The sequence below is a fragment of the Pseudomonas sp. Yb2C2 genome (genome assembly GCF_052112325.1).
In the GTDB taxonomy this organism is placed as follows: domain Bacteria; phylum Pseudomonadota; class Gammaproteobacteria; order Pseudomonadales; family Pseudomonadaceae; genus Aquipseudomonas; species Aquipseudomonas marginalis.
Map to the genome: position 1 here is coordinate 50,454 of NZ_JAVAJK010000027.1, position 22,711 is coordinate 73,164.

Annotated in this window: 27 protein-coding genes; 12 read left to right on the top strand and 15 right to left on the bottom strand. The window is 61.0% G+C overall.

From position 1 onward, the window contains the following. Positions 1–39 precede the first annotated feature (39 nt). The gene (locus tag Q8X51_RS28125; protein ID WP_027606997.1) at positions 40–1,713 is read right to left on the bottom strand and encodes a DEAD/DEAH box helicase; all 1,674 of its coding nucleotides are present in this window, start codon (positions 1,711–1,713) and stop codon (positions 40–42) included. 422 nt (positions 1,714–2,135) lie between these two features. On the opposite strand from Q8X51_RS28125, the gene Q8X51_RS28130 reads away from it, so the two are divergent. Then, complete coding sequence (locus Q8X51_RS28130) at positions 2,136–2,927, top strand: crotonase/enoyl-CoA hydratase family protein (protein ID WP_065924442.1); 792 nt, start codon at positions 2,136–2,138, stop codon at positions 2,925–2,927. A gap of 1 nt (position 2,928) precedes the next feature. Here the strand turns inward: Q8X51_RS28130 and Q8X51_RS28135 are convergent, their stop codons facing one another. Continuing rightward, positions 2,929–3,684 carry a spermidine synthase gene (locus Q8X51_RS28135; protein ID WP_065939972.1) on the bottom strand — a complete coding sequence of 252 codons (756 nt, stop codon included), beginning with the start codon at positions 3,682–3,684 and terminating at the stop codon, positions 2,929–2,931. A 124-nt stretch (positions 3,685–3,808) separates the two neighbouring features. Between Q8X51_RS28135 and Q8X51_RS28140 the strand changes: the two genes are divergently transcribed. After that, a complete protein-coding gene (locus tag Q8X51_RS28140) occupies positions 3,809–5,155 on the top strand; it encodes a class II 3-deoxy-7-phosphoheptulonate synthase (protein ID WP_027606994.1) in 1,347 nt (448 codons plus the stop codon). Here Q8X51_RS28140 and Q8X51_RS28145 read toward each other — a convergent pair. Beyond that, complete coding sequence (locus Q8X51_RS28145; RefSeq protein WP_315871336.1) at positions 5,145–6,365, bottom strand: winged helix-turn-helix domain-containing protein; 1,221 nt, start codon at positions 6,363–6,365, stop codon at positions 5,145–5,147. The genes Q8X51_RS28140 and Q8X51_RS28145 overlap by 11 nt on opposite strands. Positions 6,366–6,410: 45 nt before the next feature. Further along, complete coding sequence (locus tag Q8X51_RS28150; RefSeq protein ID WP_407693937.1) at positions 6,411–6,617, bottom strand: DUF1127 domain-containing protein; 207 nt, start codon at positions 6,615–6,617, stop codon at positions 6,411–6,413. Positions 6,618–6,687: 70 nt separating this feature from the next. Here Q8X51_RS28150 and Q8X51_RS28155 point away from each other — a divergent pair, with 70 nt between their 5' ends. Beyond that, a complete protein-coding gene (locus Q8X51_RS28155) occupies positions 6,688–7,569 on the top strand; it encodes a LysR family transcriptional regulator (RefSeq protein WP_407693936.1) in 882 nt (293 codons plus the stop codon). On the opposite strand, the gene Q8X51_RS28160 is transcribed toward Q8X51_RS28155, so the two are convergent. Beyond that, positions 7,559–8,308, bottom strand: a complete 750-nt coding sequence (locus tag Q8X51_RS28160) for a sulfite exporter TauE/SafE family protein (protein ID WP_074844663.1) — start codon at positions 8,306–8,308, stop codon at positions 7,559–7,561. The genes Q8X51_RS28155 and Q8X51_RS28160 overlap by 11 nt on opposite strands. A gap of 108 nt (positions 8,309–8,416) precedes the next feature. Here Q8X51_RS28160 and Q8X51_RS28165 point away from each other — a divergent pair, with 108 nt between their 5' ends. From Q8X51_RS28165 to Q8X51_RS28180, 4 genes are all read left to right on the top strand, one after another. Then, positions 8,417–9,367, top strand: coding sequence for a LysR family transcriptional regulator (locus tag Q8X51_RS28165; protein ID WP_065924436.1), 951 nt, complete (start codon positions 8,417–8,419; stop codon positions 9,365–9,367). A 79-nt stretch (positions 9,368–9,446) separates the two neighbouring features. Beyond that, positions 9,447–9,899 carry a MarR family winged helix-turn-helix transcriptional regulator gene (locus Q8X51_RS28170; RefSeq protein ID WP_027606988.1) on the top strand — a complete coding sequence of 151 codons (453 nt, stop codon included), beginning with the start codon at positions 9,447–9,449 and terminating at the stop codon, positions 9,897–9,899. A 236-nt stretch (positions 9,900–10,135) separates the two neighbouring features. Then, positions 10,136–10,555, top strand: coding sequence for an organic hydroperoxide resistance protein (locus Q8X51_RS28175; RefSeq protein WP_027606987.1), 420 nt, complete (start codon positions 10,136–10,138; stop codon positions 10,553–10,555). Positions 10,556–10,582: 27 nt separating this feature from the next. Further along, positions 10,583–11,599, top strand: coding sequence for an alpha/beta hydrolase (locus Q8X51_RS28180; RefSeq protein WP_074844657.1), 1,017 nt, complete (start codon positions 10,583–10,585; stop codon positions 11,597–11,599). Positions 11,600–11,664: 65 nt separating this feature from the next. Here Q8X51_RS28180 and Q8X51_RS28185 read toward each other — a convergent pair whose 3' ends face one another. Both Q8X51_RS28185 and earP read right to left on the bottom strand, forming a co-directional pair. Further along, positions 11,665–12,237, bottom strand: coding sequence for an elongation factor P (locus tag Q8X51_RS28185; protein WP_003172723.1), 573 nt, complete (start codon positions 12,235–12,237; stop codon positions 11,665–11,667). 48 nt (positions 12,238–12,285) lie between these two features. Further along, complete coding sequence (earP, locus tag Q8X51_RS28190) at positions 12,286–13,419, bottom strand: elongation factor P maturation arginine rhamnosyltransferase EarP (protein ID WP_065924433.1); 1,134 nt, start codon at positions 13,417–13,419, stop codon at positions 12,286–12,288. Between the two features lie 168 nt (positions 13,420–13,587). On the opposite strand from earP, the gene Q8X51_RS28195 reads away from it, so the two are divergent. Together Q8X51_RS28195 and Q8X51_RS28200 are read left to right on the top strand one after the other, a co-directional pair. After that, on the top strand, positions 13,588–13,959 hold the full coding sequence (locus Q8X51_RS28195; RefSeq protein ID WP_065947246.1) for a hypothetical protein: 372 nt from the start codon (positions 13,588–13,590) through the stop codon (positions 13,957–13,959). A gap of 5 nt (positions 13,960–13,964) precedes the next feature. Beyond that, positions 13,965–14,447, top strand: coding sequence for a GreA/GreB family elongation factor (locus tag Q8X51_RS28200; protein ID WP_065924547.1), 483 nt, complete (start codon positions 13,965–13,967; stop codon positions 14,445–14,447). A 5-nt stretch (positions 14,448–14,452) separates the two neighbouring features. On the opposite strand, the gene cysB is transcribed toward Q8X51_RS28200, so the two are convergent. The 5 genes from cysB to Q8X51_RS28225 all read right to left on the bottom strand — a co-directional run bounded on the left by cysB (position 14,453) and on the right by Q8X51_RS28225 (position 18,355). After that, positions 14,453–15,427 carry an HTH-type transcriptional regulator CysB gene (gene cysB, locus Q8X51_RS28205; protein WP_003189876.1) on the bottom strand — a complete coding sequence of 325 codons (975 nt, stop codon included), beginning with the start codon at positions 15,425–15,427 and terminating at the stop codon, positions 14,453–14,455. Between the two features lie 104 nt (positions 15,428–15,531). Next, on the bottom strand, positions 15,532–16,032 hold the full coding sequence (locus Q8X51_RS28210; RefSeq protein ID WP_065924431.1) for a universal stress protein: 501 nt from the start codon (positions 16,030–16,032) through the stop codon (positions 15,532–15,534). 53 nt (positions 16,033–16,085) lie between these two features. Continuing rightward, positions 16,086–17,003, bottom strand: coding sequence for a 5'-nucleotidase (locus Q8X51_RS28215; RefSeq protein WP_027606981.1), 918 nt, complete (start codon positions 17,001–17,003; stop codon positions 16,086–16,088). A gap of 15 nt (positions 17,004–17,018) precedes the next feature. After that, positions 17,019–17,972 (bottom strand): putative 2-dehydropantoate 2-reductase, encoded by a 954-nt coding sequence (locus Q8X51_RS28220; RefSeq protein ID WP_074844648.1) that lies wholly within the window; start codon positions 17,970–17,972, stop codon positions 17,019–17,021. Further along, positions 17,969–18,355 (bottom strand): thioredoxin family protein, encoded by a 387-nt coding sequence (locus Q8X51_RS28225; protein ID WP_027606979.1) that lies wholly within the window; start codon positions 18,353–18,355, stop codon positions 17,969–17,971. The genes Q8X51_RS28220 and Q8X51_RS28225 overlap by 4 nt, the downstream gene beginning before the upstream one ends. Between Q8X51_RS28225 and Q8X51_RS28230 the strand changes: the two genes are divergently transcribed. Together Q8X51_RS28230 and Q8X51_RS28235 are read left to right on the top strand one after the other, a co-directional pair. After that, on the top strand, positions 18,354–18,788 hold the full coding sequence (locus tag Q8X51_RS28230; protein ID WP_407693935.1) for a PilZ domain-containing protein: 435 nt from the start codon (positions 18,354–18,356) through the stop codon (positions 18,786–18,788). The two genes, Q8X51_RS28225 and Q8X51_RS28230, sit on opposite strands and share 2 nt — an antisense overlap. A gap of 130 nt (positions 18,789–18,918) precedes the next feature. Then, a complete protein-coding gene (locus tag Q8X51_RS28235; RefSeq protein WP_065947244.1) occupies positions 18,919–19,995 on the top strand; it encodes a 3-deoxy-7-phosphoheptulonate synthase in 1,077 nt (358 codons plus the stop codon). Between the two features lie 77 nt (positions 19,996–20,072). On the opposite strand, the gene Q8X51_RS28240 is transcribed toward Q8X51_RS28235, so the two are convergent. Next, positions 20,073–20,354 carry a GNAT family N-acetyltransferase gene (locus Q8X51_RS28240; RefSeq protein ID WP_027606976.1) on the bottom strand — a complete coding sequence of 94 codons (282 nt, stop codon included), beginning with the start codon at positions 20,352–20,354 and terminating at the stop codon, positions 20,073–20,075. Positions 20,355–20,965: 611 nt separating this feature from the next. Between Q8X51_RS28240 and oprI the strand changes: the two genes are divergently transcribed. Then, the gene (gene oprI, locus Q8X51_RS28245; RefSeq protein WP_003172710.1) at positions 20,966–21,217 is read left to right on the top strand and encodes an outer membrane lipoprotei OprI; all 252 of its coding nucleotides are present in this window, start codon (positions 20,966–20,968) and stop codon (positions 21,215–21,217) included. A gap of 137 nt (positions 21,218–21,354) precedes the next feature. On the opposite strand, the gene Q8X51_RS28250 is transcribed toward oprI, so the two are convergent. After that, positions 21,355–22,323, bottom strand: coding sequence for a L,D-transpeptidase family protein (locus tag Q8X51_RS28250; RefSeq protein ID WP_027606975.1), 969 nt, complete (start codon positions 22,321–22,323; stop codon positions 21,355–21,357). A 73-nt stretch (positions 22,324–22,396) separates the two neighbouring features. Next, positions 22,397–22,690 (bottom strand): hypothetical protein, encoded by a 294-nt coding sequence (locus tag Q8X51_RS28255; RefSeq protein ID WP_003172705.1) that lies wholly within the window; start codon positions 22,688–22,690, stop codon positions 22,397–22,399. Positions 22,691–22,711: the final 21 nt, after the last annotated feature.

The window sequence follows — 22,711 nt, forward strand, 5'->3', positions numbered from 1 at the left end:
GGGGATTTTTTATGTGCGATCAATCAGCCCAAGGGCGGATCAATCTTCGCGGTAGCGACGCAGCTTCAATTGCTTGCCGGCAACGCGGGTGTCTTTCAGCTTGGTCAGCAGTTTTTCCAGACCGTCTTCCGGCAGCTCCACCAGGGAGAAGCTGTCACGGACCTGGATGCGACCGATGGCTTCACGTGCCAGGCCACCCTCGTTGAGGATAGCGCCCAGCAGGTTCTTGGCAGCGATACCATCACGTGCGCCCAGCGCGGTACGGCAACGAGCACGGCCTTCAGCCAATGGAACCGGAGCGCGACGCTCACGATCACCACGGTCCGGACGGTCGCCGGTACGCTCTGGACGATCACCGCGTGGCGCGTTGTTCGGCACCAGTGGGCGCTCTTTCTCGATGGCCGCCAGGGTCAGGGCCTGACCGTTGGTAGCCTTGCGCAGCAGGGCTGCAGCCAGGGCACGCGGGGTGCAACCGATATCGGCGGTCAGGCGGTCCAGCAGGTCGCCGTGGGTCGATTCAGCGTCAGCCACCAGCGGCGACAGGCTGTTGGTCAGTTTCTTGATGCGGGCATCGAGAACAGCCTGGGCATCCGGCAGGCGGACTTCGGCGACTTTCTGACCGGTTACACGCTCGATCACTTGCAGCATGCGGCGCTCACGTGGCGTCACCAGCAGCAGTGCACGACCTTCGCGACCGGCACGGCCGGTACGGCCGATACGGTGAACGTAGGATTCCGGATCGTAAGGCATGTCAACGTTGAACACGTGGGTGATACGCGGCACGTCGAGACCACGAGCCGCTACGTCGGTCGCCACAACGATGTCCAGGCGGCCATCCTTGAGGGAGTCGATCACGCGCTCACGTTGGTTCTGGGCGATGTCACCGTTCAGCGCAGCGGCTTTGTAGCCTTTGGCTTCCAGGGCACTGGCCAGGTCCAGGGTCGCTTGCTTGGTACGCACGAACATGATCAGGGCGTCGAAGTCTTCGACTTCCAGCAGGCTCAATACAGCCGAGGTCTTCTGGTCAGCGTGAACCAACAGGTGAGCCTGTTCGATCGCGGTAACGGTCTGAGTCTTGGTCTGGATCTTCACGTGTTGCGGATCGCGCAGATGGCGTTCGGCAATGGCACGGATCGACTGTGGCAGGGTAGCCGAGAACAGGACGGTCTGACGGGTCGGAGGCAGTGCCTTGAAGATGACTTCCAGGTCATCCATGAAGCCCAGCTTCAACATTTCGTCAGCTTCGTCCAGAACCAGGTGGTTCACGGTCGACAGGACTTTCTCGTCGCGACGCAGGTGGTCGCACAGACGGCCCGGGGTGGCAACAACAATCTGAGCGCCATTACGGATGGCTTTCAGTTGCGGGCCCATCGGCGCGCCGCCATAGACGGCAACAACGGTAACGCCTGGCATTTGCTTGGCGTAGGTTTCGAAAGCGGTTGCTACTTGCAGCGCCAACTCACGCGTTGGCGCCAGGATCAGGGCTTGCGGTTCGCGCTTGGCAGGATCGATGCAGTGTAGGATAGGCAGGGCGAACGCGGCGGTTTTACCGGTACCGGTTTGCGCCTGGCCAATCATGTCCTGGCCGGCCATGATGATCGGGATCGATTGCTGCTGAATCGCCGAAGGTTCTTCGTAGCCGGTCGCGATGACGGCAGCGAGAATGTTCGGGTTAAGATTAAAAGCGGCGAAGCCGCCGGTTTCCTGGGTCATGGGTCTGCCTCTAAGTGCATCCGCAAAGACCCATGCTCCAAAGCTGCGCATGCCGTGTTGAGACTCAAGAGTCGCCCTGGCTGCTTTGTCGGCGGGGATTTGCGAAAACGAATGAATGAAAAAGATTCGTCAAGGGAGAGTCCGCTGTGCGGACGTGCAGCCGAAGCTGACTTCGGGGAATTGCGCTACCTAAACGCGGCCCGGTTAAAGGCCGGCGCGCACTATACCGGAAATACCTGAAAAAGGGAGCTTTTTTTATCGCCAGGCGCCGATAAACCGCGCTGCATCACAGTCTTTGCAGATAAGCGCGGCAGGGTCTATTTTTCAAAGGCCCGGCCCTGCTGGTCATAACGCTTAAACGGTTCACCTTGCATCGAGACCCTTTGGTCTGAAACCCTTCATTGCGCCCGAGGGAACACCCGATGAATCAAGCCAGCAGCAGCCGCGTCAGCCGTGAACTCCAGGGCCATGTCCTGCTGTTGGGCCTGGATCGGGTCGCCAAGCGCAACGCCTTTGACCTGGACTTGCTCAATGAACTGAGCCTGGCTTATGGCGAATTTGATCGAAATGACGAAGCACGGGTGGCCGTAGTATTTGCCCACGGCGACCACTTCACCGCGGGCCTGGACCTGGCCAATGTCAGCGCTGTGATGGCTGGAGGCTGGCAACCGCCCCTGGGCGGTTGCGATCCCTGGGGCGTTTTCGCCGGCCCCAGGGTCAGCAAACCGGTGATCGTCGCGGCCCAGGGCTATTGCCTGACCATCGGTATCGAGTTGATGCTCGCGGCGGATATCAACCTGTGCGCGAGCAATACCCGCTTTGCGCAGATGGAAGTGCAACGTGGGATTTTTCCGTTTGGAGGCGCGACATTGCGCTTTCATCAGATCGCCGGCTGGGGCAACGCCATGCGCTGGCTGCTCACCGGCGATGAATTCGACGCCCATGAAGCCCTGCGCCTGGGCCTGGTGCAGGAAGTCATGGCCAGTGAAGACCTGCTGCCCCGCGCCATCGAACTCGCCAGCCGCATCGCGCGCCAGGCCCCGCTTGGCGTCCAGGCCACCTTGATGTCGGCCCGCCTGGCACACATGGAAGGCGAAACCGTTGCCGCCGCCGCGCTGCCGCCGATGGTGGATAAATTGCTGAACAGCGAGGATGCCAAGGAAGGCGTGCGGGCGATGGTCGAGAAGCGGCCGGGGGTGTTCAAGGGCATCTAGCTTATGTAGCCGGACGAATCGCCTTGATCAACGGCTGCAACGAATAACCCAGACGCGGCGCCAACAACTCAGCCCGAGTAGAAAGCGCATCCAGATCCAGCGCCTGGTCCAGCTCCGAAGGCACCAACAGGATCACATTGCCCTCCTTCACCGGCAGTTCCCAATAATGCCGGTGGTACAAACCACGCAGCAACGCCGCGCCCAAAGGTTTGCCATCATCGGTCGCCCACTGGTTGATCACCAGCCAACCGCCGGGGTTGAGTTTCTTCTGGCAGTTTTCCAGGAAGGTCCAGGCCAGGTGTCCGACGCCGGGACCGACATCCGTGTAGAGGTCGACGAAAATCAGGTCCGCCGATTCAGCGCTCTCCAACAATTCCAAGGCGTCGCCGATGCGGATATACAGGCGCGGATCATCATCCAGCCCCAGGTATTCGATGGCCAGGCGCGGCACATCGGGGCGCAGCTCGATGGCTTCGACATCCTCCAGCGGCAGGAACTTGAGGCACGCCTGGGTCAAGGTGCCAGCTCCCAGGCCGAGGAACAGTGCGCTCTCCGGCTGCTCATGGCACAACGCGCCGATCAGCATCGCGCGGGTGTAGTCGTATTCCAGCCAGCTCGGGTCAGCGGTGAACACGCAGCTTTGCTCGATGGCGTCGCCAAACTCGAGAAACCGGTAATCGGCCACCTCGAGTACACGAATCATGCCGAAATCATCATGGACTTCGGCCAGCAGGCGCTCGACACGCTCCTCGCTCATCACTACTCCTAAAGGGTCTACCCCACGGCAAAGGCGCGATTGTCGGCCAACCGGCGGCAACAGGTCACGCACTAATTGCTGATAACATTGGCGCCCGACCGTCAACCACCCAATCGAGTTCATGATGAGCCAACCCTGGAGCCCCGACAGCTGGCGCGCCCTGCCAATCCAGCAACAACCCCAGTACCCGGACGCTGCGCACTTGTTGCAAGTGGAGCAGAGCCTGGCCAGCTATCCGCCGCTGGTGTTTGCCGGGGAAGCCCGCGAGTTGCGCCGTCAGTTTGCCGAGGTGACCCAGGGTCGCGCGTTCCTGCTGCAAGGTGGCGACTGCGCCGAGAGCTTTGCCGAGTTCTCCGCCGCAAAAATCCGCGACACCTTCAAGGTGCTGCTGCAGATGGCCATCGTGATGACCTTCGCCGCCGGCTGCCCGGTGGTGAAAGTCGGGCGCATGGCCGGCCAGTTCGCCAAGCCGCGCTCGGCCAACGATGAGACCCTCGACGGCATCACCCTGCCCGCCTACCGTGGCGACATCGTCAACGGCATTGGTTTCGACGAAAAAAGCCGCGTGCCGGACCCGGACCGCCTGCTGCAGTCCTACCACCAGTCCACCGCCACCCTCAACCTGCTGCGCGCCTTTGCCCAGGGCGGTTTTGCCGACCTGCACCAGGTGCACAAGTGGAACCTGGACTTTATCGCCAACTCCGCCCTGGCGGAAAAATACAGCCAGTTGGCCGACCGCATCGACGAAACCCTGGCCTTCATGCGCGCCTGCGGCATGGACAGCTCGCCGCAGTTGCGCGAAACCAGCTTCTTCACCGCCCATGAAGCGCTGCTGCTCAACTACGAACAAGCCTTCGTGCGCCGCGACAGCCTGACCAACGACTACTACGACTGCTCGGCCCACATGCTGTGGATCGGCGACCGCACCCGTCAGTTGGATGGCGCCCATGTCGAATTCCTGCGCGGGGTGAACAACCCGATCGGCGTGAAGGTCGGCCCGAGCATGAACCCGGACGACCTGATCCGCCTGATCGACATCCTCAACCCCGACAACGACCCCGGCCGCCTCAACCTGATCGCGCGCATGGGTGCAGGCAAAGTCGGCGACCACCTGCCCAAGCTGATTCGCGCGGTGCAGCGCGAAGGCAAGCAGGTGCTGTGGAGCTCCGACCCGATGCACGGCAACACCATCAAGGCCAGCAGCGGCTACAAGACCCGCGACTTTGCGCAGATCCTCGGCGAGGTCAAGGAGTTCTTCCAGGTGCACCAGGCCGAGGGCACCTATGCCGGCGGGATTCATATCGAAATGACCGGGCAGAACGTCACCGAGTGCATCGGCGGCGCACGGCCGATCACCGAAGATGGCTTGTCGGACCGCTATCACACCCATTGCGACCCGCGGATGAACGCTGATCAGTCTCTGGAGTTGGCATTCCTGATTGCCGAGACATTGAAGCAGGTCAAACGCTGATCATCGCAGCCCGCAACCGGTCGGCACTCGGCCGCTGGCAATTGAGCTGGATATGTTCCAGCCCCAGCCAGTCGGCCATTTGCCGCAGGTTCAGGGCCAGCGCCTGCATCCCCTCATCATCCAGCCCCGACTCCTCTTCGTGCACCCCATGCACGGCCAGGCGCCCGTTGGCGCGTTCGGCCCGCAGGTCGATACGTGCAGCGATCCGCTCGTTGTGCAAAAACGGCAGCACGTAGTAGCCGTACACCCGCTTGTGTTGCGGGGTGTAGATCTCCAGGCGGTAGCGGAAATCGAACAGGCGCTCGGTGCGGCTGCGCTCCCAGACCAGCGAGTCGAAGGGCGACAGCAGTGCGCTGGCCGACACCTTGCGTGGCATTTTGGGCTCGGGCAGGCAGTAGGCTGCCTGCTTCCAGCCTTGCACCTGGCACACCTGCAATTGCCCGTCCTCGACCAATTCCGCCAGGCGACTGCGACTGTCGGCGGGGTCAAGACGGAAGTAGTCGCGCAAGTCTTTTTCGGTGCCTACACCTAAGGCGGTGGCGCTGTGCAGCAACAGGCCACGCTGGGCCTCGGCCTCGGTCAACGGCGCCTGCTGGAGGATATCGCCAGGGATGACGCGCTCGGGCAAGTCATAGAGCCGCTCGAAGCCACGCCTGCCGGCAACGGTAACCAGGCCGGCGGCGAACAGCCATTCAAGCGCATGCTTTTCATCGCTCCAGTCCCACCAGGGACCGGCTCGCTCTTCGCGGGTCGACAAACTGCCCGCGCCCAGCGCGCCCTGCTGTTCGACAGTCTGCAAAACGCGCTGGATCGTGGCCTGTTGCTCACGACCGAAGCGCGCCATCTGCGAATAGATTCCCCGTCCCTGCCGCGCCCGCTCCATACGCCAACGCATCAAGGGATACAACGCCATCGGCAGCAACGAGGCCTCGTGCCCCCAATACTCAAACAGCGAACGCCGCCGGCCCTGGCTCCAGGCCGCCTGTTCAAGCATCAACGGCGAGTAACCGCCCAGGCGGGAAAACAGCGGCAAGTAATGAGAGCGCACCAGCGCATTGACCGAGTCAATCTGCAACACGCCCAAGCGCTCGATCACGCGGTTGATGTGCGCAGCTTTTATCAGTACGGGCGCCTGGCGCCCGGAAAATCCCTGGGCCGCCAGCGCCATGCGCCGAGCTTGCTTGAGGGAAAAAGACAGGTCGGCGGCCATGAGGTTCTCCATGTGGGCTCGCCAACCACCCTACTGCATCCGGCGTCATTTTCGCAGCGGGTCTTGCCAGAAATGCAGATAGCGATCCTGCTCAACGTCGCCGCGATTGAGCCCGATGTCCTTGAGCGCATCATCGCTCAAGCTGGCCAGGACCTGACGCTCCCCATGCAGCGCCTGCCAACGGGCAATCCTGTGAAACAGCCCGGAAAACGGACGTTTTGCCATCAACACAAAGCCTCTTTGACCTTTCATCTTCTCGCCCTCCAATGGGGATGACGCGAGTGTGTGCCTGGCCTTAAGATCAATCCAACGAATGTTTCTTATGCAATACATCTCGGAGATTGATCAATTGTCCGGCTACCCGAGCATCGACACTGAGGTACTGCGCACTTTCGTCGCCATCGCCGACCAGGGCGGTTTCACCCGCGCCGGTGAACGGGTCAACCGCACCCAATCGGCGGTGAGCATGCAGATGAAGCGCCTGGAAGAAGACGTGCTGCAGCGCAAACTGTTCGAGCGCGATGGCCGGCAAGTGCGGCTTACCCCCGAGGGCCAAGTGCTGCTGGGCTATGCGCGGCGTATCTTGAAATTGCACAGCGAAGTCTTCAACACCCTGCGCGAGCCACATATGGTGGGGCTGGTACGCATCGGTACACCGGATGACTACGTGATGCGCTTCCTGCCGGGGATTCTCCAGCGGTTTTCCAAGGCATACCCGCTGATCCAGATTGAGATGCACTGCGAGGCGTCCACGGTGCTGATGCAGCGCCGGGACCTGGCCCTGACCGTGATCAGCCGAGAGCCCGGGAATGATGTCGGGGAGCTGTTGCGTTCCGAACGCATGGTATGGGCCGCAGCACCGTGCTTTTGCGTAGACGAGCACGACGCCCTGCCCCTGGCGATTTCCGGTGCTGACTGCCTTTATACCCAGTGGGCCCTTGGGGCACTGGATTCGGTCGAGCGCAATTATCGCCTTGCCTATCACAGCACCAATGGGGCGGCGATCCAGGCAGTCGTCAGCGCGGGCTTGGCGGCCATGGTCAGCATGGAAAGCCTGGTGACTGCAGACCTGCGCATACTCGGCAGCGAGGAAGGGTTACCGCCCTTGCCGTCAATGAACCTGCGTTTGCTGCGTAACCCCCTGATGGCCTCACCGATCACCGATTGCCTGGCCGAGTACATTCTCGAAGGCTTCAGACTTTAAAGGTCAGCATTACCGCACACAGCACCAGGAAGCCGCAGAACAGGCCGCGCAACAGCCTTTCCGGCAGGGCGTGGGCGACTTTCACGCCCCAACTGATACTGAGCAGGCCACCGACGGCCAGGGGGATGCCGATCAGCCAGTCCACTTCGTGGTGCCAGGCATAGGTGACCAGGGTCACCCCGGTACTGGGCAGGGCCAAGGCCAGGGACAAGCCCTGGGCGACCACCTGGGTGGTGCCGAACACACTGGTCAGTACCGGCGTGGCCACCACCGCGCCGCCCACCCCAAACAAACCGCCCATGGAACCGGACGCCGCGCCCAACACGCCAAGCCAGGGCCAGGCATAACGCATGTGTGCCGTCGGCGGTGCATTTCGCGTGAACATGCGCAGCAGGTTGTAAGCCGAAAGCGTCAGCAGGAACACGATAAAGCCGATGCGCATGGCGCCTGCGTCCAGCCCCACGGCCCAGATCGAGCCGAGCCAGGCAAAGCTGAAGCCCATGATGCCCAACGGCAGGGCGTGGCGCAGTTCGATGCGATTGCGCTGGTGGTAACGCCACAGGGCGAGCATCACGTTGGGCACCACCATCACCAGCGCCGTGCCTTGGGCAAGTTGTTGGTCCAGGCCGAACCATACGCCGAGGACCGGGATCGCAATCAGCCCACCGCCAATACCAAACAGGCCACCGACCGTGCCGAGGGCCACGCCCAATACCAGGTAAACCGCTAAATCCAACACCGCTCGCTACTCCACATTCCCAGGCCCTGCATGCTACGCAGTCGACCCTGGCGCGGAAACGCACAGCAACGCACAATGGCTGTGCCAATCTCGCATAAGCGCGCATCGATGAATCCCAACACGCTGACCGATCAACTGAGCCTGTTTCTCGATGTACTGGAAACCGGCAGCTTTTCTGCCGCAGCCCGTCGCCATCCGCTGACCCCTTCGGCGGTGGCGCGGCGCATCGACAGTCTGGAAAGCTCCGTGGGCAGCCGCCTGTTCCAGCGCAGCACTCACGCGGTGGTGCCGACCCCGGCGGGCCTGGCCTTCGCCGAGCGGGCACGACGGATTGTCAGCGAGCTGCAACTGGCGCGGGCGGAAGCGGTCTCCTTGAGCCATGCCCCCGAAGGCTTGATCCGCGTGGACGCACCGGCAGCGTTTGGTCGACGGCATCTGGCACCCGTGATCGCCGACTTTCTGAATGTGTACCCGGGGCTGGATGTGCACCTGCATCTGATCGACAGCTTTGTCGATATGCAGGGCGCGCATCTGGGCAAGGTCGACCTGGTGCTGCGCGCCGGGCATATCGTCGATACACGGCTGATCGCCACGCCCCTGGCCAGTATCGTGCGCATCGCCTGCGCCAGTCCGGCCTACCTGAAAAGCCGTGGCACCCCGGCCCACCCTCGCGAATTGAGCGAGCATGACGGCCTGGACTGGGACGGCCTGGCGCCGATGTTCGCGTGGCGCTTCGAGTTGGACGGGCGACGTGCAACGCATCGCCCGCGGCGCATCCGCATGAGCGCCAACAACGCTGAAGCGTTGTTATCGGGCGCCCTCGCCGGGCTGGGGATCGCCCACCTCCCCACCTGGCTGGCCAGTGAGTACCTGGTGCGCGGCGAGTTACTGCCGCTGTTTTGCCAAGACGGCCTGCCCAACCCGGAGACCACCGGGATCTATGCACTGCGCCTGGAACAGCAGCCCAATGCGCGCAGCCGGTTGCTGCTGGAATACCTCAAGTCCCGATTCAGCCCCGTGCCGCCTTGGGATCTGGCCCTGCAAAGCGGACTGGTCTGACCACCCGCACAAAATTATCTGGCGCATTAAAGATTTGCCCGCTAGATTCCAGGCAGACACGCTTTTTTGAGGCACCACCATGAGCAAAAATCCCGCCCCGTGCGAATCCCTGTTGCTGGACAACCAACTGTGTTTCGCCCTGCACTCCACGTCGCTGCTGATGACCAAGGTCTACAAACCGCTGCTGCAAGCCCTCGGCCTGACCTACCCGCAGTATCTGGCCATGATGGTGCTGTGGGAAGAAGATGGTTTGACCGTCGGAGAAATCAGCAGCCGCCTGCTGACCGACCCGGGCTCCCTGACACCACTGCTCAAGCGCCTGGAAGCCGAAGGCCTGCTCAGCCGCACCCGCAGCCGTGAAGATGAGCGCGTGGTGGTGGTGGAACTGACCGGCGCCGGGCGCGCCTTGCAGGAAAAGGCCATGGGTATTCCACAGTGCATTCTCGGCGCCAGCGGTTTGGAGCTGGACCAATTGCGCAAGCTGCAGGCTGACTTGCTTGCGTTGCGGGGCAACCTGCAGAACGCGATCTGAACACGGCAAAACACTCAACCTGTGGGAGGAGGCTTGATCCCGATGACGGTTTATCAGTCGACGAATCTTTTGACTGAAACACCGCTATCGGGAGCGAGCCCCCTCCCACATTGGTTTGCAGCGACTGAAAAATATTTATACATTTATCTTGCGCACTAAACATTAGCGCTATACATTTACCTCACCAACTACTTAGCGCGCAAAATTTTAGCGCTAAAAACCAAGAGGACGACACCATGCAAACGCTCTATACCGCAGTAGCCACCGCCACCGGCGGCCGTGATGGTCGCGCTGTTTCCAGCGACAATATCCTCGACGTCAAACTCTCCACCCCCAAGGAATTGGGCGGCGCCGGCGGCCAGGCCACCAACCCGGAACAACTGTTTGCCGCCGGTTACTCGGCCTGCTTTATCGGCGCCCTGAAATTCGTCGCCAGCCAGACCAAACGCAAAATCCCGGATGATGCCTCGATCACTGCCCACGTCGGCATCGGCCAGATCCCTGGCGGTTTCGGCCTGGATATCGACCTGCACGTCAGCCTGCCAGGCCTGGCCGAGGACGATGCGCAAAGCCTGGTCGACGCTGCGCACCAAGTCTGCCCGTACTCCAACGCCACCCGTGGCAACGTCGATGTGCGCCTGCACGTAACCGTCTAACCACTGCCGCTGTCACTGGAGAAGAACATGAACACATTTGCCAACGTGCTGACCGGCAGCCTGCTCGCCCTGTCCGTCACTCACGCGTTTGCCGCCAATGGCGACGTTGAACACAGTACCCAGGCCTTCCTGGATGTGTTGAACGCCGGCACTGGCAAACCGATGGAACAACTGACACCCACACAAGCCCGTGCCGTACTGACGGGTGCCCAGGCCGGTGTGAAGTTGACCCTGCCCAAGGCGGACGTGAGCCAGAAGACCATTCAGGTCGATGGCCAGCCGCTGGACCTGACCATCGTGCGGCCAGCCGGGGTCAAGGGCACATTGCCGGTGTTCATGTTCTTCCACGGCGGCGGCTGGGTGCTGGGGGACTACCCGACTCACGAGCGCCTGGTGCGCGATCTGGTGGTGGGTTCGGGGGCCGTGGCGGTCTTCGTCAACTACACGCCTTCACCGGAAGCCCGCTATCCGGTGGCGATCAACCAAGCCTACGGCGCAACCAAGTGGGTCGCCGAGCATGGCAAGGACATCAACGTCGACGGCAAACGCCTAGCGGTCGCGGGTAATAGTGTCGGCGGCAATATGGCAGCCGTCGTCAGCCTGATGGCCAAGGACAAGGGCACACCTGCGATCAAGTTCCAACTGCTGTTATGGCCGGTGACCGATGCCAATTTCGAGACGGCGTCCTACAACCAGTACGCCGAAGGGCACTTCCTCACCAGGAACATGATGAAGTGGTTCTGGGACAACTACACCACCGACGCCAATCAGCGCGCCGAGATCTACGCCTCGCCGCTGCGGGCGACCGCGGATCAGCTCAAGGGCTTGCCGCCCGCGCTGATTCAGACCGCCGGTGCCGACGTGTTGCGTGACGAAGGCGAAGCCTATGCGCGCAAGCTGGACCAGGCCGGGGTTCCAGTGACGGCCGTGCGCTACAACGGCATGATCCACGACTACGGCTTGCTCAATGTGGTCAGCCAGGTACCAGCGGTGCGTTCGGCCTTGCTGCAGGCATCCGACGAGCTCAAGCAACACCTGAAGTAAAAAAGCAGCGCCCACGAAAAAGCCCGACGCTAGGTCGGGCTTTTTTCGTATCGGCGGGGCCAGAATTACTTCTTGGCGCGACCTTTGTACGAACCACCTTCGCGGGTGTCGATCTCGATCAGGTCGTCGATTTCGATGAAATCGGCTACTTGCAGTTCGGTACCGTTGCTCAGCTTGGCAGGCTTCATTACTTTGCCCGAAGTGTCACCGCGAGCGGAACCTTCGGTGTAGGCAACCTTACGCACGATAGTGGTCGGCAGCTCTACGGAAACCAGGCGCTCTTCGAAGAAAATAGCTTCGCAGACGTCTTCCATGCCTTCTTCGATGAACGGCAGAACAGCTTCGATATCTTCAGCGTTCAGCTCGTACATGGTGTAGTCGGTGGTGTCCATGAACGTGTAGGTGTCGCCGCTGATGAAGGACAGGGTCGCTTCCTTGCGGTCGAGGATCACGTCGTCCAGTTTGTCATCGGCGCTGTAGACGATCTCGGTCTTGTAACCGGTCAGCAGGTTCTTCAGCTTGGTCTTCATGATTGCGCTGTTACGACCAGACTTGGTGAACTCAGCTTTCTGAACCAGCCAAGGGTCGTTTTCGAGACGGATCACTGTACCGGGTTTCAGTTCTTTACCAGTTTTCATTGCGTATATCCGAAATTTGGATGGGATTACAAAAATCAAGGTCGCGTATCATATCCAACTTTCATAAAACTGTACCAGCGCCGTCGCAAGATCGGCCTGCAAGCCTTGTTCCAGACACCACGTCTGCGCGTGCTGGCTTAACTCAGGCCAGTGCGCCAGCAGCATTTTCCACGCTTGTGCCATATCGCCATCAGTGTTCCAGGCTTGCCAGAGCTCGACCAGGGCAGCCTTTGCGGCCGGTGACAGCGCGGCGGTGTACAGGTCCAGGAAGGCGTCGAGCTTGTCCAGGTGGATGTCTTCGTCCTGGCGATAGATGTGCCACAGCAGCGGCCGCCCGGCCCATTGGGCGCGCACGAACGAGTCTTCGCCGCGCACGGCGTTGAAGTCGCAACACCACAGCAGGCGGTCATATTGCTCCTGGCGCACAAACGGCAGCACCTGCACGGTCAGGGCGTTGCGTTGATGGACGTCCCCCACCGCCAGGCCTTCGACACCGAGCCAATGCTGTACATCACCGAGGATGCGCCCTTCCGGCACCAAGAGATGAGTGGTGTGCCCGTCGGTCGAAAGTGCATCCAGCCAACTGGCCAGCCCGGCGTTTTCGTAGGCGAACAACGAGATCAGCCGCGCACCAGCTGCCGGAAACACACCCAAGGCTTGCAGGAATTGCCGCTGCGCAGCGGCATCCTGCTGAAACGCCTGACGCTGCTCCAGCAACCCTGCCTCGCGTAACAGCCCCCCGGTGCCGGGTCGGAAACCCGGAAAAAAGAAGTACTTCTGCACACCCTTGAACTTCACCGACGGCAACCGATGGCACCCCACTACCCAGTCTTCGGCACTGAGGTAATCCAGGTTCATCCACAACGGCGTGCGTTCACGCGCGGCCATGGCTTCCATGTAGTCAGGCGGCAACTGGCAGGCGAAGGCGGCGATCACCACATCGGCTGCCGGTGCGCTCGACCACACGGCCGGCCAATGGCGCACATCGACACCCTCTTGCCATTGCTGGTCCAGGCGCACATCAATCTCCGGACACATACGCTCGAAGGCGCGCAGGTCGTCGACCCACAAGCGCACCTCGCAGCCCTGCTCCGCCACCAATTGCCGGGCCAGGCGCCAGGTCACGCCGATGTCGCCATAGTTATCGACGACGCTGCAAAAAATATCCCAGCGGGCTTTCATTCCGCGCTCCAACGCTCAAAGGCTCGATTGTCCGCATAAATGCGCCAATGCAGAAGGCTTGATCGCGATTATTCTGCACAGTGGCTGTGCGACAATCGCCATCAACACCCCCGGATTTGCGTGGGGGTGGATAAGACGGTACCTACGTTGTCCTTCAAGGAGCTCATCATGTCCTCTAGCGCGCCTATGTCGCTGCCCAAGCTCACGCTCGCCGTTGCCCTGGGGCTGTGGCTGGGATTTATCGCCATTGCGCTGACCAGTTGGCTGGCGTCGCGCTATCTGTTCCCGCAGAGCCTGGCGCCTGTAGCCCAGGCCGTTCAGCAACTGGGCAAACCTGCAGCGGTTGCGCCGGAGCCGCCGAACCGTATGTTCGAGCAGTACCAACAGAACCTGCAGAAGCAGGAACAACAGCAGGCCCTGGACCAGGCCCGCAATAACGCACGCAACCTGTCCAACCCAAAATGCCAGTTCTGGCTGCAGCAGGACCAGAACGCACCGAATGAAAAGACCCGGGCCAATGTCCTGCAATTCTGCGATTGATGACCATGAATAAACACGCCGTTCACCAGCTGATCCTGGAAAAACTCACGGTCGACCTCGACATCGCCCAGCGCGCCGCGCAGACCGCCTACGAAACCGCGACCCACGAAGAAAATATCGCCGAAAACAAATACGACACCCTCGGGCTGGAGGCGTCTTACCTGGCAGCCGGGCAAGCCAGGCGCGTCGAGGAAATCAAGCAGGCGCTGGCGCTGTGCCAGAACCTGCCACTGCGTGCGTACGATGATCAACGTGGCATAGAAGTCGGCACATTGCTGGGCCTGGAAGACGAGAACGGCCGCCAGCAGTGGCTGTTCCTGGCACCGGATGCGGCGGGTTTGAAGGTGGACGTGGTCGGGCAACCGGTGACCGTCATCACCCCGCGTTCACCCTTGGGCAAAAGCCTGCTGGGCAAGTACGAAGGTGATGAGGTGGAGATTCTGGTGGCAGGCGCCCGGCAACACTTTACGGTTACCGAGGCCAAATAACCCCCTTAATGGACGGGCAATTCCACGCCGTCGAACAGCTCTTCCAGTTCCTGCTTGTTGTGGCACTGGATCGCCTTGGCCATGACTTCGCGGGTCAGGTGCGGGGCGAACTTCTCGATAAAGTCGCACATGAAGCCCCGCAGGAAGGTGCCACGGCGGAAGCCGATCTTGGTCACACTGGACTCAAACAGCTCGCTGGCATCCAGCACCACCAGGTCTTTATCGAGGTTGGTATCGACGGCCATCTTGGCGACGATGCCCACGCCCAGGCCCAGGCGCACATAGGTCTTGATGACGTCGGCGTCGGCGGCGGTGAACACCACTTTCGGCGTGAGGCCACGATGGCTGAAGGCTTCGTCGAGCTTGGAGCGGCCGGTGAAACCGAAGACGTAGGTGACGATCGGGTATTCGGCCAGGGCTTCCAGGGTCAGCTTCGGCAACTTGGCCAATGGGTGGCCCTGGGGCACGACGACGCAACGGTTCCAGCGGTAGCACGGCATCATCACCAGGTCACCGAACAGCTCCAGGGCTTCGGTGGCGATGGCAAAGTCGACGGTGCCATCGGCGGCCATCTCGGCGATCTGCATCGGCGAGCCTTGATGCATGTGCAGCGCCACGTCCGGGTATTGCTTGATGAAATCGCGGATCACCGGCGGCAATGCGTAACGCGCCTGGGTGTGGGTCGTGGCAATCGACAAGGTGCCTTTCTTCTCGTTGGAGAATTCCTGGGCGATCTGCTTGATGCTCTCGACTTTGCGCAGGATCTCGCCGGCGGTAGTGATGATGCGTTCACCGGCCGGGGTGACACGGGTGAGGTGCTTGCCGCTGCGCGCGAACACTTCGACGCCCAGCTCGTCTTCGAGCAGGCGGATCTGCTTGCTGATACCGGGTTGGGAGGTGTAAAGGCTTTGAGCGGTAGCGGAAACGTTGAGGTCGTGGTGCGCCACTTCCCAGATGTAGCGCAGTTGTTGAAGCTTCATATGTGTCCCTCAAAGCAGATAGACGCCACGGGTATCAGCGACGGTATATAACTATATTAAAGGTTTGACGGATAAATCTAGAACTTTTTATCGTTTTTTACCCATCACACGTCATCACTGCGTCGACGCTGTAACGCAGGCACCAGGTAAACCGGCACGCTAGACAACTGCAGCACCCGTGCGGCGGTACGCCCAAGCGGTGTGGCGGCCGCCGTGGCATGGCTGTGGCTGCCGACGACCAACAGGTCTACGGACAGTTTGCGCAACTGCTCGAGTATCACTTCGCACGGGTCGCCCTGGATCACCCGTACCGAGCGAATCAGTTCCAGGTCTTGCCCCCCGTCCCCCAACTCTTCGCGAAAACTGTCCAGCACCCGCTGCTCGATGGTCGCCATGACAGTGCTCAGCCCCTGGCTCTGCCATTCACTCAAGGCCTTCTCATCAAGGTAGCTCTGCAACACCGATTCGGCGAACAACCCGATGGGCTCGACCACATGAATCACATCCAGGTCAGCCTTGAACGTCCGCGCCAGCGCCAGCGCATGTTGCATCACATACGGCGCGTACAGACCAAGGTCCGTGGCGTACAGCATCGAACGAATCATAAAACCTCCCGGACGGCCAGGATGGAGGAGATTGAATGAGCTTAGCAGCGCCCCTAAGTCTCGGCCTGAATCCTCACCTCGTTACTGATGCCATGGGGCACATGCCCGGTGGCCACCACCTCCCTGGCTTTCTCGCAGTGACCGGCCTGGTCATCGAAAAACACATCCGCGGCAAACGCCTCCAGGAATGCGGACTTTTCCAGGCCGCCGAGAAACAGTGACTCATCCAGGCGGATGTCCCACTCACGCAAGGTCCGGATCACCCGCTCGTGGGAAGGCGCCGAACGGGCGGTGACCAAGGCTGTGCGGATCGGACAGGCCTCGTCTGGAAACTCGCGCTGCAACAAGTTGAGTGCCGCCAGGAAACCCTTGAAGGGGCCACCGTGCAAAGGCTGGCGTGCCGACTCGCGCTCGCTGGCCTGGAACGCCTCCAGCCCGCCGGCCTGGTACACGCGCTCCGATTCATCGGAGAACAGCACCGCGTCACCGTCAAAGGCAATCCGCAGCTCTTCGCTGGACGCCCGGCGCGGACCGCCCGACAGAATCGTCGCGGCGGCAAAGCCGGCATCGAGGGCACTGCGTACATCTTCAGCATGGGTGGAAAGAAACAGGTGACAGCCAAACGCCGCCAAATAAGGATAAGGACTACGCCCACCGACAAAGGCTGCGCGGGAAATATCCAGGCCGTAATGCTGGATGGAGTTGAACACGCGCAAGCCGGTGTCGGCACTGTTGCGCGATACCAGTACCACCTCGACCCGAGCACGGCCCAGGCTGGCATTGAGGCTCAGCAGCTTCTTGACCAGCGGAAAGGCGTCACCGGGCTCGAGGATCTCTTCCTCGTGTTCGATCTGGTATTTACGGTAGGCCTCCACCCCTTGGGCCAGGTAGACCTTGTGGCTGTCGCTCAGGTCGAACAGTGCCCGCGAGGAAATCGCCAGCACCAGTTTGTCGCCCAATCCCTTTGCCATGGTACGTCCCCCGAATCAGCGGTTATGCCGATCAATAAAGCTCAAGGCCTGGTACAGCGCCTGCATTCGTGGCAATTCGCAACCCGCGGCCTTGGCGGCAGCAAGCGGTCGCCCATAGATCGCCGCCAGTTCCAGCGGGCGTTTGTGTATATGGTCGTGGTACATGCTGGGCAGGTAATCGTCCATGGTTTCCGTCATGGCGAACATCTGCTCGGCGTAACTGGCGGGGATTTCATGGCCGCAGGCATGGGCGCCCTGCACCACTTCGGCCATCAGCGCCTGGATCAGCTCGCGGCTGGATTCGTCCGCCATCATTGCCGTGGTACCCGTGCCCAGCAACACCGAGAGGCCGTTGTAGGGCACGTTCCACACCAGCTTGTGCCAGCGGGCCTGATGCACATTGGCCATGGCCTGGGACTCGATGCCGGCCTTATGAAACAACGCGGCACCGGCTTCGACAATAGCCTTCTGGCGGGCCTCATCGTTGGCGGCCGTGCCGCTGTGGTAGCCCAGGTTGACCCGGCCCAACGCCTGATGCTCGACGACGCCAGGCGCGGAGCGGTGTACGCCGATGTAGCACAGCCCGCCCAGTAGATGCAGGGATGGCGGCAGGTGTTCACGCAGACTGTCTTCGACATCCAGGCCGTTTTGCAGCAACACCACCTTGGCGTCCGGCGCCGCGACTTGGGCGAGGGTCGGGGCCAGCTCGACATTGCCGGTGGACTTGGTGCCCACCAGCAACCAATCGCACGGCGGCATGTCCGCGGCATGGGCGTAGGCCTGCACCGGGCGCAGTTGCAGGTTGCCATGCACACTGCTATTGACGCGCAGGCCGTGCTCGCTGACCGCCGCGTATTCGCTGCGCAGCAGGAAGTGCACGTCGAAGCCCGCGCGTGCCAGCATCACGCCATAGAAGCCACCGATGGCGCCGGTGCCGATAATACCGATACGTGGCGACTGTACTGTCATGGCAGTTCCTCCGGAGTGCGGCTAAGTGCTTGGTCAATGGTTTCGGTCAGGTCAGAAAGCGTAAGACGTGTCTGTATTTGCCCGAGGAACTGACCCTCGCACACCACGAACAACGCCGGCAAATGAAAGATCTGGTAGCGTTCGACCGCACCGCCATTGTGCCCGGCATCCACCCAGCACACGCGGTCCACCGGCAAACGCCAGCCCGGCAACTGCTGGCGTGCCCAACGGCAACTGGAACACCCCACGCTGGTGAACACCACCAGCGAAATACCTGGCAATCCCAGCAATTGCTGGTCAATATCCAGGTCGGTCAATTCCAGTTCCTTCACTATACTGCTGCCACCGCCGTCAACTGGACGGTGCTCGGAGTCCGTGTACATGGGTCGTTTTTTACCTCACCCTGATGATGTCGCTGTCGAGTTAATCCAACGCCCCTCTCCCGCCATCCCCCACCAACGCCTGCACACTATCGGCCTGGGCGGCGTTGCCTGCAATTGGCCCCGCGCATGGCGCCAGGGCACGGCCGTTGACCTGCACATTCCCTCCCTGGGCGCCACGGCCCGATATCCGGGGTATGTGGCGTGGTGTCGCAAGGTGGAAAACGGCTACCGCGTGGGCATTTCGTTTACCGATGAACATGCGTTGTTCGGTGCGCGAATGGGTGAGCAAGCATGCCGGATAGAGCGCTACTGCCGCCAGCACGAAGATGCCGAGCCGACCCCGCAGCAACTCGAAGCCCTGGCCCGAGAGTGGGTGGCGCGCCATGCCGGCGAGTTCGCCCATGAGACGTTTGTGCGGCCAGCGCTGGATTAAAGCGGGCTTTGCCCATTGTCGCGGGCCCGTGTTACGCGCTAAGGTTCCTCCCCCCTGCATTCAAATCATGCTGTGCCCGCCGCACGGGGATGGCTGGCGGCCGGCACCCGTGACCCTGGCGAGTAACACGATGGCTGATTTACCGATCAATGACCTAAACGTCGAATCCAACGAGACCCTGATCACACCCGATCAGCTCAAGCGCGAAATCCCTCTGAGCGACGCTGCCCTGCAGACCGTCACCAAAGGCCGCGAAGTCATCCGTGACATTCTCGATGGCACCGACCACCGCCTCTTCGTCGTGATCGGGCCATGCTCGATCCACGACCTCAAGGCTGCCCACGAATACGCCGAGCGCCTCAAAGTGCTGGCGGCAGAAGTGTCCGACACCTTGTACCTGGTGATGCGCGTGTATTTCGAGAAGCCGCGTACCACCGTGGGCTGGAAAGGCTTGATCAACGACCCGTACCTGGACGACTCGTTCAAGATCCAGGACGGTTTGCACATCGGTCGTAAATTGCTGCTGGACCTGGCCGAAATGGGCCTGCCCACCGCCACCGAAGCCCTCGACCCGATCTCCCCGCAGTACCTGCAGGACCTGATCAGCTGGTCGGCCATCGGCGCGCGCACCACCGAGTCGCAGACCCACCGCGAAATGGCATCCGGCCTGTCTTCGGCCGTAGGCTTCAAGAACGGCACCGACGGCGGCCTGACCGTGGCGATCAACGCGCTGCAATCGGTCTCCAGTCCTCACCGTTTCCTGGGTATCAACCAGGAAGGCGGCGTCTCCATCGTCACCACCAAGGGCAATGCCTACGGTCACGTGGTGTTGCGCGGCGGCAATGGCAAGCCCAACTATGACTCGGTCAGCGTTGCGCTCTGCGAGCAGGCGCTGAACAAGGCCAGGATCAAGCCGAACATCATGGTCGACTGCAGCCACGCCAACTCCAACAAGGACCCGGCGCTGCAGCCGCTGGTGATGGAAAACGTCGCCAACCAGATCCTCGAAGGCAACCAGTCGATTATCGGCCTGATGGTCGAGAGCCACCTGAACTGGGGCTGCCAGGCGATTCCAAAGGACCTGGCCGACTTGCAGTACGGCGTGTCGATCACCGATGCCTGCATCGACTGGCCCGCCACCGAGAACACCCTGCGCAGCATGCACGCCAAGCTCAAGGACGTATTGCCGAAACGCAAACGCAGCTGAACCTGTATTTGAAAGATGCGCACACAAAAACGCCGGGCTGAGCCCGGCGTTTTTCATGCTGCGTTTTATGTTGTGCGTTATAGCTTCGCGGCATGGCGCTGGTGGCGCTCCATGTAGCGTTCGACATAGGAGCATGACGGGATCACCGTGTAGCCTTGCTCTTCGGCAAACTTCAACGCTTCCTCGGTCAACGCAGCTGCAATGCCACGGCCGCGCAGTGCGTTGGGCACGAAGGTCCGATAGATGTCCAGGGTCTGCTTCCCGAGGTCCATATAGGTCAGATAGGCACGATGACCGTCCACATTGGTCTCGAACTGATGACCAGCCTGGTCATGGTGGATGGACAACGCCTCGCTCATCACTACTCCTCGCGGGTCTTGGATTCTGACCCCTACCTTACCGATGTTTTTCCGGCGAAGGAACATCTACGCCACCCCGTGCCGGTTTCGACAACGAGAAAACCTTGAGCGCTCACAACCAGCACGTAGGGAATAGTAGGCACCAATCCTGTAATTGCTCAAGGCGCGCCCGTCATCCCTGCCGCTGGCGGATATAGAAAGGGCCTCGATCAACCGGTGATCGAAGGCCTGAACATTGCCGGCAGTTGAACCTTGAGACGAACAGACGCTCTTAAAGTCACCTCTACATGCACAAAAGATGCGGGGCGTGGTAAAGGCCAGCCAAACGAAAGTGTCAGCCTCGATATATAAAATTTCATCTATTTACAAGGCTTAACACATGCGGGCCGGCCTTCTCAGCCTGGATCCAATCTCCATCAGACTGCAAAAAACTGTACGGTTTTTATACGAATGTCCAAAAGATTAGCCAAAATAGATTCGGCACAAGAATTTTTTTTGCTTCTTGCGCTACGTCAGTTTACTTACTACAAGTAATGGGTAGTATGTACGCCGGCTATTAGCTCACTCTGAGAAAGTAGCCATTTAATAGAAAGTCCTTGAAGGGGAACACGATGAACAACGTTCTGAAATTCTCTGCTCTGGCTCTGGCCGCAGTTCTGGCTACCGGTTGCAGCAGCGTCTCCAAAGAAACCGAAGCTCGTCTGACTGCAACTGAAGACGCAGCAGCTCGCTCCCAGGCCCGTGCAGACGAAGCCTACCGTAAAGCTGATGAAGCTCTGGCTGCTGCCCAAAAAGCACAACAGACTGCTGACGAAGCTAACGAGCGCGCTCTGCGTATGCTTGAGAAAGCTAGCCGCAAGTAATAATCCCTCGGGATTGTTATCAAGCCGATCCATTCTTGGATCGGCTTTTTATTGCCTGCGATTCGGCCCAGAACCCCGCGCAATAAAAAGCCCGCCGCAGCGCAAGGCCGTGGCGGGCTCAGCAGCGGACCGGACGCTTATTGCTGCAGGTCGATCGGCGCGCTGGAAGCTATCGGTGCAGCACCTGGCACACCGATCTCGGTGGGCAGGCCATCTTCGGCCGCGACGACATCACGCACCTGATCCCAGTTCACCCGCAGGTTATTGGCCAGGTCTTCACGCTTGAGCAAGGCATTGATCACCGCTGTGTGCTTATCGACCACCGACGGCGTGCCATCGTCGTTCAAGGGCGTATGCGCCTCGAGATAGACCTTGCCGCCGCTGCTGCCGAACTTGTAGGCATCGTTGATGATGCGCACCGACGTCCCCACCGGGACCATGCCGGCCATTTCCAGTACGTTGTTGTTGAACATGCGGAAGCAACCGTGGCTGGTACGGGTACCGATGCCGAACTTCATGTTGGAACCGTGGATGAGGTAACCCGGCGTCCCCAGGGTGAACTTGAACGGCCCCAGGGGATTGTCCGGGCCGGCCGGCACCACATTGGGCAACGGGTCGCCGTTGGCGGCGTGCTCGGCCTTGATCGAGGCCGGCGGCGTCCAGGTCGGATTCGGCGTCTTGGCGATGATGCTGGTGTGCGCAATGGGCGAGCCCCAGCCTTCACGGCCAATCCCAAGCGGGAAGGTGTAGACCACATCCTGCCCCTTGGGGAAGTAGTAGAGCCGGTATTCCGCCAGGTTGATCACGATGCCCTCACGGGGGCCCGGCGGCAGGATGAAGCGTGTCGGCAGGACGATCTCGGTCCCCGCCCCCGGCAACCAGGCATCGACGCCCGGATTGGCCGCTACCATTTCCGAATAGCCCAGGTCGTAGGTGGTACCCAGGTCGGCAAAGGTGTCTTCGTACTTGGCCTTGATCACCTGGACCTGCCCGACGATGTCTTCGCCGGGTGGCGGCAGGGGCAACTGCAAGGCGGCGGCAGGACCGGCCGCACACAAGGCAGCAAGAGACAGGCAGCAGGTGACGACGGAAAGGCGCGACAACATCCGGAAAATCCTTCGCAGAACGACGGGTAGGTAAAAATCGATTGTATACGTGAAGCGGACTTCTAGCTGCCCCCTACAACTCGAAACGCAACTCGGGCCAGATTGGCGGCGTGCCACGCTTCTGCGACTCCAGGATCGCCCGGCACAAAGGGCACAGGCGCTGGTCCTGGAAAATCGAACGGTCGACCAGGGACCAACGCGGCTGCGCCGGCAATAACGTACCGCACAGGGTGCGATCGATGGAGCCGCCCAGTTCCAATTGACGCGTCACCAGATGCACCCGCACTTCCTGGCAGGCGAACAGATCCAGCTGCTCGTCCGGCTCGATCAGTTGGTAGTTAAACAGGGACCAGGCAGGACGCGACATCGGGGGCTCCAGATCGGGGGG